Consider the following 7,408-nt stretch of genomic DNA (forward strand, 5'->3'; position numbering starts at 1 on the left):
GCCGTCACTCAGCCCCCATGACAAACAACCGTGCCCGAGTGTTACCCGCAGCGGTCTCGGCGGCTTTCTGCCAACCGCCGGGCAGCGGGGCGAATTCGTCGGGTTGATCCGCCGTGCTGATCAACCATACGCGACCGGTTCCCCTGGGCAATTGACTGAGGTGGTCGAGGTAGATCCTTGGCGCATCACCGTTGACCAGGGTGCCAAAGCCATAATCATTCGGGCGGCTGGATGTCCCGTTGGCCAAGGGCGGGGTGTACAGCAGCGGATCCGTGTCGGTGCGGTTGTAATAGACGTAGCTCATGTACCAGAGCATGTCGCTGATGACGATTCGGTCACCGGCCACGTAGTGCTGGTTGACGAACTCGACCATCACACTGATCTGGTCATTCACATCCACGGTGGAGTTGTTTTTCAGCCCGACCAGCTCGGTGCCGACAAACAGCACCAACAACCCCAGCGCCAATACCCGAAAGCCGCTCAGCAAGCGGTCGATGGCCAGTGCCATGATCAGCGGCAGGCCCATCGCATAGGCATTCAGATAGCGCTCGATAAACACGGGTGAAATAAACGAAACCCCGTAAACCAGCAACAACGGCAGCAGGGTGTAGAGTGCCAGCAATGCACTCCAGCGAAAGGGGCTGCGATCACGCAGAACCGTCAGCAGGATCACCACCAGCAATAGTATTGGCAGCGCAACGAACAGGAGCCGGGGCAAATTATCCCCATCGTCCTGGATCAGAAAGTCCCACACCATCGACGGCAGGGAGCTGAGAGTGACCGGCAATTCCCACCCCACATCGCCATTGGCCTTGAGCTCGGCCATGTGCTGGATCAGGCCGACCAGGCCAGGGATCCATGGAGCAAACAGCACCACAATGGCTACGTTGCTCAGCCACCAGGCCGGGCGAGTGATGTGTTTCAAGGGTGGGTCTGGCTGCAGGCGCAACACCAGCAAGTACGCCCAATGGACGAGCACACAGAGTGCAGTGAAATAGTGGGTATAGAACGCGGTGGCCATCAGTAGTGCGTAGATCACCAGTGCATGGGTGTGGCGAGGCTGTTTGACCCAATACACCAGCGCAATGGTGGCACCGAGCAACCACAACCCCAGCCACGAATACATCCGCACTTCCTGACTGTAGCGCACCGCCGTAGGCAACAGCGCCAGCATCAACCCGGCCAGTAATGCCGCCCGCGGATTGGCGATCAACCGGACCAGCCACATCCCCAACATGACCGACGCGACACCCGGCAGCGCACTCAAACTGCGTATCGAAAAAATGCCATCGCCAAACAGCCCGATCCAGCCGTGCAGCATCATGAAGTACATCGGTGGATGGACGTCACGGGCGGCATGAGCCCAGATACCATCCAGGGTGTACCGACTCATCAACAGGCTGGAACCTTCATCGCCCCAAATCGCGGCATCGGTCAGGCCGTATAAACGGGTCAGGACGGCCAGCACCAGGACCAGCAACCCACCGCCCCACCACAGCAGTCGCTGCCTTGCGTCGAGCACTGCCAAGTTCGCGGTCGATGACCGGGGTTTGGCCAACCGCTCTTTTCGCTGCGCCTCCACTACCACTCTGTTCACCTGCGCTGCCGAAACGTTGCCCTCACTTTAGGCTAATGTCAGCCGCCACGGCCAGCGGATACACCGACGCTACCTGCCCTCCCTTCCACGTACCGCTGTTGCACCATCCGCAGGGCGATCTGATTCTGACGAACGGCTTCGATCAGGCTGTCGATACCGGGCTTGCTCCAGCCAAGCAGGGGCTGAGCCGCCAAGACCTAGCAGTTCTGATAGTTCTCAATTTTGAGCCCGGCGAGTAGAACTGATGACCAATTCTCTTCGGCCCCGCGGAGCTCGCTGGATGACCAGAGCCAACGATGTGAATCAGCGCGTGATACTGCTGGCGACCGACAGCAGCCAATCGATCATTGGCGAAAGCGTCGAGGGCAAGGTCAACACCATCGGTTACACCGCCTACGGCGAACAGTCCGCGCAGCAGGACGTCGCGACGGTGCTGGGTTTCAATGGCCAATTGCGCGAAGCCAGATTCGGCTGGTACATCCTGGGCAATGGCTATCGCGCCTACAACACGCGATTGATGCGGTTTCATAGCCCGGACAGTTGGAGTCCGTTCGGGCCGGGTGGGTTGAATGCGTATATGTATTGCGTGGGGGATCCGGTGAATCGGGTGGATCCGACAGGGCATATGACTTTATTGAAGTTTTTAAGTAAGTCCTTTGATTTCTTTTTCGGTGGTGCGGACGTTACGGGTCCACGCAGACTGACCTCAGCACAGGCCAGCACAATCGAGAGACTTGGGGGACTAAGACCAGAGAAAACAGGCGAGGGAAACGGACTTGCTAATGTCGCCAAGGCTGTTATAGCTGGCGCACCAGTGAAAAAACCAAGTGGTTTGTATCCCGGGGGTGACATCGCCCCCCAAGGCGTAAAAGGATGGGAGCGCCCAGTTACCGGACAAGGCACTTCTTGGAGAGTGAGCCCTTCTGCGCAGCAATCTCATTCGCCGAGAGCGCATCGCGGGGGCGCAAGCCTTTCTGCAAGACCGAATAGACCGGCGGCCCCCCCGACGTATGAGGAGGCGACATACGGAATGGACCTCTGGAACAAAGATACTTTTGCTGCATCGCAGCGGGGTAAAATCTTTGTGGTCGCCAGCGGGGCTCCTCACGTCAACTATCCTGTCATCGATTTTGCTCATCCGATTCAGTCAATAAGACAACCGCCAGCCCTACCACCTCCGCCGCTAATTGTCGTTGTTCCGCCACCAAACTAGAAACCAGGTTAAAACACTACGTAATGACGAATGTATTAGGTTGGGTTGGCAGAGCTGCCTTAAGCATCCGACCCGACGGACTGGATAGTCTTACCAACCTCATACTCCCTACCGCTGCATCCCCCACCGCTTCACCATCACCCGCTCCAACGAATCAAACACCAGGTTCTCCACCAGCAACCCGATCAGAATCACCACCGCCAACCCGGCAAACACCTTGTCGGTGTACAGCTCATTGCGATTCTGGAAGATGTACCAGCCCAACCCGCCCTTGCCGCTGGTTGCACCAAACACCAGTTCGGCGGCGATCAGCGTGCGCCAGGCAAACGCCCAACCGATTTTCAGCCCGGCGAGGATCGACGGCAGTGCGGCGGGAATCAGGATGAACAACACGAATCGCATGCCCTTGAGGCCATAGTTGCGCCCGGCCATGCGCAGGGTTTCCGAGACGCCGAGAAACCCGGCGTAGGTGTTCAGCGCCAAGGCCCAGAGCACCGAATGCACCAGCACGAAAATCAGGCTGTTCTGTCCCAGCCCGAACCACAAAAGCGCCAGCGGCAGCAGGGCAATCGCCGGCAGCGGGTTGAACATCGAGGTCAGTGTACTGAGCAGGTCGCGACCGAACTGGGTCGATACCGCCAACGTGGTCAGGGCGAACGCCAGGACGATGCCGATCAGGTACCCCTTGACCAGCACCACCAGGGAAATCCACACCTTGCCCAACAACTCGCCACTGAGCAGGCCGTCATACAGCGCATGGCTGGTTTGCAGAAAACTCGGCAACAGCAAATCGTTGTTTTGATAACGGGCGACGGCTTCCCAGAGGACGGCGAGCAGAATCAGGATCAGGCTTTTGCGCAACCAGCCTTGTTGCCACAGGCGTTGGCCCAGCGGTAACTCACGCTCCAGCGGGACACTGGTCAGCGGTTGCAGGACGATTTCGAACTCTTCACGCGGGGATGATAAATGGCTCATCGGGCCCTCCTCTCAACTGGCTCAATAAGCGATGCGGATGTCGGCGAAATCCAGCTCGCGCTCGGTCTCCGGCGACTGACCTTCATCAAATAACAACCGATGGATACGCCGCGCCGACGCCTGGAATTCCACGCCACCAAGGCTGTGCAAATCGTATTGATGGCTGTGCACTTGCGCGCGCACCCGCCCCGGATGCGGTGACAACAGCAGGATCCGGTTACCCACCACCAGCGCTTCTTCGATGGAGTGAGTGACGAACAACAGTGTGAAGCGCACCTCCTCCCAGAGCAGCAGCAATTCTTCCTGCATCTTGCGTCGGGTCAGGGCGTCGAGGGCGGCGAAGGGTTCGTCCATGAGCAGGATTTTCGGCTGCATGGCCAACGCCCGGGCGATGGCGACCCGCGCCTTCATGCCGCCGGACAGGGTATGCGGATAGGCATCGGCAAACGCCGCCAAACCGACTTTCTCCAAGTAGTGCAGCGCCCGTTCTTCTGCCTCCTTGCGCTTGAGGGTTTTGGAGGCCAGCAGCGGAAACATCACGTTCTGCTTAACGGTTTTCCACGGCGGCAGTTGATCGAATTCCTGGAACACCACGATCCGGTCCGGCCCCGGCGCATCGACACGCTGGCCTTGCAGCCGAATCTCGCCTTCGACCGGCTGGATGAATCCGGCGGCGGCCTTGAGCAAGGTCGACTTGCCGCAACCGGACGGGCCGAGCAAGACAAAGCGGTCCGCCGGATCGATTTCGAAACTGACCTGGTGGGTCGCTCGCACCACCCGTTGCGGCGTGCGGTATTCGAGGCTGACCTTGTCGACCGACAGCAGCGCCTGGGCTGCCGTGATCGGTTTGCTGACCGTGTGGCCTTGCAAAGGGGCGTTCATGTCGGTCAGCTCCCTTGCAGCGGTTTGGCGTCCTGGAAGAAGTAATCCTTCCACGAGTCCGGCTTGTTTTTGATCGCACCCACGCGGTAGAGGAACTCGGCCAGCGGGTAGGTATTTTTCGGTGTGACACTGAATTCGAACTGCGGGTTGTCGATGATTTTCAGCAGCGCGGCGCGGTCGATCTTGGCCTTGGTGACGCGGATGTAAGTGTCCGCCGCCGCGCCTTTGTCGTTCTGGGCGAATTGCGCGGCTTCGGTCAACGCTTCGACAAAGGCTTTGTAGGTTTTCGGGTTTTCATCGCGGAATTTTTCGGTGGCGAACAGCACCGTCGGCGAGTTCGGGCCGAGCACGTCGTAAGAGTTGAGCACCACGTGGACGTTCGGGTTTTCCAGGGCCTGATCCTGGAACGGCGGGTTGGAGAAGTGCCCGGTCAATTCGGTGCCACCGGCGATCAGCGCCGCCGTGGCGTCGGGGTGCGGCACGGCGATGGTGTACTTGTCGAGGCGATTGAATTCCTTGTCACCCCACTGCTTGGCGGCCGCGTATTGCAGGAAACGCGACTGCACCGACACGCCCACGGCCGGCACCGCGATGCGGTCCTTCTCGGTGAAGTCGGCGATGGTCTTGACCTTCGGATTGTTGCTCACCAGGTAGTACGGAAAGTTGCCCAGCGAGACCACGGCCTTGACGTTCTGCTTGCCGTGGGTGCGGTCCCAGATGGTCAGCAATGGGCCGACCCCGGCACCGGCAATGTCGATGGAACCGGAGAGCAACGCATCGTTGACCGCCGCACCGCCGGAGAGCTGGGTCCAGTCGACCTTGATGTCGATGCCTTCCTGCTTGCCGTATTTCTCGATCAGGTTCTGGTCGCGCACGACGTTGAGCAACAGATAAACGATGCCGAACTGTTCGGCGATGCGGATTTCACCTTCGGCGTGGGCTACGGTCGGCGCCACCAGGCTACCGGCGATCAGGCTGAAACCCAGGCCGATGGCCGCGGCCAGCGGGGCAAATGAAAGACGTTTGGACATGATCAGATCTCCGACAAATCAGAAAGGCGCGTCGCCCTGGATGGTGGTGCGATACAGCTTGCGGCGCAGATAGCTCGGGCATCCGGCGGCGAGATGGATCAGCGAACGGTTGTCCCAGAACACCAGGTCATGGGCCTGCCATTGATGGCGGTAGATGTTTTGCGGCAACACGCTGTGGGCGTAGAGCTCGTCGAGCAGCTGCTTGCTCTCGTCTTCGGGCAAACCAACGATGCGAGTGGTGAAGCCTTCACTGACGAATAGCGCCTTGCGGCCGTTTTCCGGGTGGGTGCGCACCACGGGGTGAACCACTTCGGCGACCTGGGCCAGTTGCTCCGAGGTCAGGGTCGGGCGCCAGTTGCCTTCGAATTTGGTCTCGCTGTAGCGCGCCGTATAGGAGTGCGCGGCCGAGCGACCTTCGACCGCTTTACGCAGCGCTTCGGGCAGGTTGTCCCAGGCTTTGTGCATGTCGGCGAACAGCGTGTCGCCGCCTTCCGACGGCAGCTCCTGGGCGTGCAGCATCGAGCCCAGGCTCGGCAATTCTTTATAGGACAGGTCGGAGTGCCAGAACTTGCCGGCGTCACCGAGGCCGATGTTCCGGCCGTTCTCGACGATGTTGGAAACGATGAGGATTTCCGGGTGACCGGCGAGCAGGAATTGTTTGAGCACATGAATCTGCAACACGCCAAAACGGCGGCTGAAATCGATTTGCTGCTGAGGAGTAATGCGCTGGTCGCGGAACACCACCACGTGATGATCCAGGTGCGCGCGGTGAATGCGGGCGAAGTCCTGATCATTGACCGGGCGGGACAGATCGAGGCCGATGATTTCGGCACCCACCGCGCCGCTGAACGGGTGGATTTCAAAAAATTGTGGCGCGATGCTTGGCGATGCTGATGCTGATGCTGATGCTGATGCTGCAGACATAAATCACTCCCACGCACGGCACGCTCAAGGGCGCGCGCGTCGATCAGAAACTCACGGATGTCGTGTTGGTTCGTGTCGTGCGGCGCGCCGATTGGTCGGCAGGTACGCAGGAGAGTGACTTTATAGATATAAGAATCGAAATTTAAATACCGTTAATGAATAACGATATGGCTTTTGCGGTGCTCTTTTTTGGGGCCTTCTTCGCTGGCAAGCCAGCTCCTACAGGGTTTTAGGTCAAACCGAATTTTTGTGGTCAACCCGGACCCAATGTAGGAGCTGGCTCGCCAGCGAAGAGGCCGTCAAATTCAACAGAGATGTTGACTGACAGACCGCTATCGCGAGCAAGCTTGCTCACACAGTGCTCAACCACTACCCCCCAGACTTCCCCCCCGCCCGCTTCGGCATGGACACCGAGGCCCGTTCCCGGGTCAAAACCTTCACCGCATCATCCACCACCGCCTTGCTCATCGCAGTCAAATAATGCGCAGCCCAGGCCTGGTAGTCCGTGTCCTTGGCATACGCCGCGTCCTGGGTCAGCGCCTTGGCTAGAAACAGAAAATCGGACGCCATGGCCAATGCATCGCCGAGGGGAACGTCGCGCGTGACATGGAAGAGCGCTTGATCTGCGCAGTAAATGGCGGGGGTTAGGCCGATGGTTTTGAGTTCGGGTTGGTTAGTCATTGGCCACCTCCGATGAGGGGGAGGCGGTGGCGCGGCTTGCGGTGTGGCGGTCCGCATGGCGTGCGGCGCAGCACTGCGGCTGGACTCGTAGCTACCGGTAAAAAA

General features: G+C 59.3%; 8 protein-coding genes. 1 reads left to right on the plus strand and 7 read right to left on the minus strand.

The window, feature by feature from the left end; genetic code table 11:
• Window positions 1-4 precede the first annotated feature (4 nt).
• Together JQF37_RS11785 and JQF37_RS11790 are read right to left on the minus strand one after the other, a co-directional pair.
• Window positions 5-1,522 (minus strand): glycosyltransferase family 39 protein, encoded by a 1,518-nt coding sequence (locus tag JQF37_RS11785; RefSeq protein WP_223272722.1) that lies wholly within the window; start codon window positions 1,520-1,522, stop codon window positions 5-7.
• Window positions 1,523-1,635: 113 nt separating this feature from the next.
• Complete coding sequence (locus tag JQF37_RS11790; protein WP_189340483.1) at window positions 1,636-1,791, minus strand: hypothetical protein; 156 nt, start codon at window positions 1,789-1,791, stop codon at window positions 1,636-1,638.
• Window positions 1,792-1,877: 86 nt separating this feature from the next.
• Between JQF37_RS11790 and JQF37_RS11795 the strand changes: the two genes are divergently transcribed.
• On the plus strand, window positions 1,878-2,810 hold the full coding sequence (locus JQF37_RS11795) for an RHS repeat-associated core domain-containing protein (protein ID WP_223272723.1): 933 nt from the start codon (window positions 1,878-1,880) through the stop codon (window positions 2,808-2,810).
• 108 nt (window positions 2,811-2,918) lie between these two features.
• Here the strand turns inward: JQF37_RS11795 and JQF37_RS11800 are convergent, their stop codons facing one another.
• From JQF37_RS11800 to JQF37_RS11820, 5 genes are all read right to left on the minus strand, one after another.
• Complete coding sequence (locus JQF37_RS11800; RefSeq protein ID WP_130210833.1) at window positions 2,919-3,785, minus strand: ABC transporter permease; 867 nt, start codon at window positions 3,783-3,785, stop codon at window positions 2,919-2,921.
• A gap of 21 nt (window positions 3,786-3,806) precedes the next feature.
• On the minus strand, window positions 3,807-4,667 hold the full coding sequence (locus tag JQF37_RS11805) for an ABC transporter ATP-binding protein (protein ID WP_130210835.1): 861 nt from the start codon (window positions 4,665-4,667) through the stop codon (window positions 3,807-3,809).
• 5 nt (window positions 4,668-4,672) lie between these two features.
• Window positions 4,673-5,698 (minus strand): ABC transporter substrate-binding protein, encoded by a 1,026-nt coding sequence (locus JQF37_RS11810; RefSeq protein WP_130210837.1) that lies wholly within the window; start codon window positions 5,696-5,698, stop codon window positions 4,673-4,675.
• An 18-nt stretch (window positions 5,699-5,716) separates the two neighbouring features.
• Window positions 5,717-6,622: a TauD/TfdA family dioxygenase gene (locus JQF37_RS11815; RefSeq protein ID WP_204149656.1), complete on the minus strand. Its 906-nt coding sequence runs from the start codon at window positions 6,620-6,622 to the stop codon at window positions 5,717-5,719.
• 369 nt (window positions 6,623-6,991) lie between these two features.
• Window positions 6,992-7,303, minus strand: coding sequence for a DUF3077 domain-containing protein (locus JQF37_RS11820; protein ID WP_204149657.1), 312 nt, complete (start codon window positions 7,301-7,303; stop codon window positions 6,992-6,994).
• Window positions 7,304-7,408 lie beyond the last annotated feature (105 nt).

The sequence above is a fragment of the Pseudomonas sp. MIL9 genome, assembly GCF_016887925.1.
Classification (GTDB): domain Bacteria; phylum Pseudomonadota; class Gammaproteobacteria; order Pseudomonadales; family Pseudomonadaceae; genus Aquipseudomonas; species Aquipseudomonas mohnii.

What these genes read in the sequence shown, in the direction of transcription:
- JQF37_RS11795 (WP_223272723.1), top strand. Translation starts at nt 1,878, where the DNA reads ATGACCAGAGCCAACGATGTGAATCAGCGCGTGATACTGCTGGCGACC.
- JQF37_RS11800 (WP_130210833.1), bottom strand. Translation starts at nt 3,785, where the DNA reads ATGAGCCATTTATCATCCCCGCGTGAAGAGTTCGAAATCGTCCTGCAA.
- JQF37_RS11805 (WP_130210835.1), bottom strand. Translation starts at nt 4,667, where the DNA reads ATGAACGCCCCTTTGCAAGGCCACACGGTCAGCAAACCGATCACGGCA.
- JQF37_RS11810 (WP_130210837.1), bottom strand. Translation starts at nt 5,698, where the DNA reads ATGTCCAAACGTCTTTCATTTGCCCCGCTGGCCGCGGCCATCGGCCTG.
- JQF37_RS11815 (WP_204149656.1), bottom strand. Translation starts at nt 6,622, where the DNA reads ATGTCTGCAGCATCAGCATCAGCATCAGCATCAGCATCGCCAAGCATC.
- JQF37_RS11820 (WP_204149657.1), bottom strand. Translation starts at nt 7,303, where the DNA reads ATGACTAACCAACCCGAACTCAAAACCATCGGCCTAACCCCCGCCATT.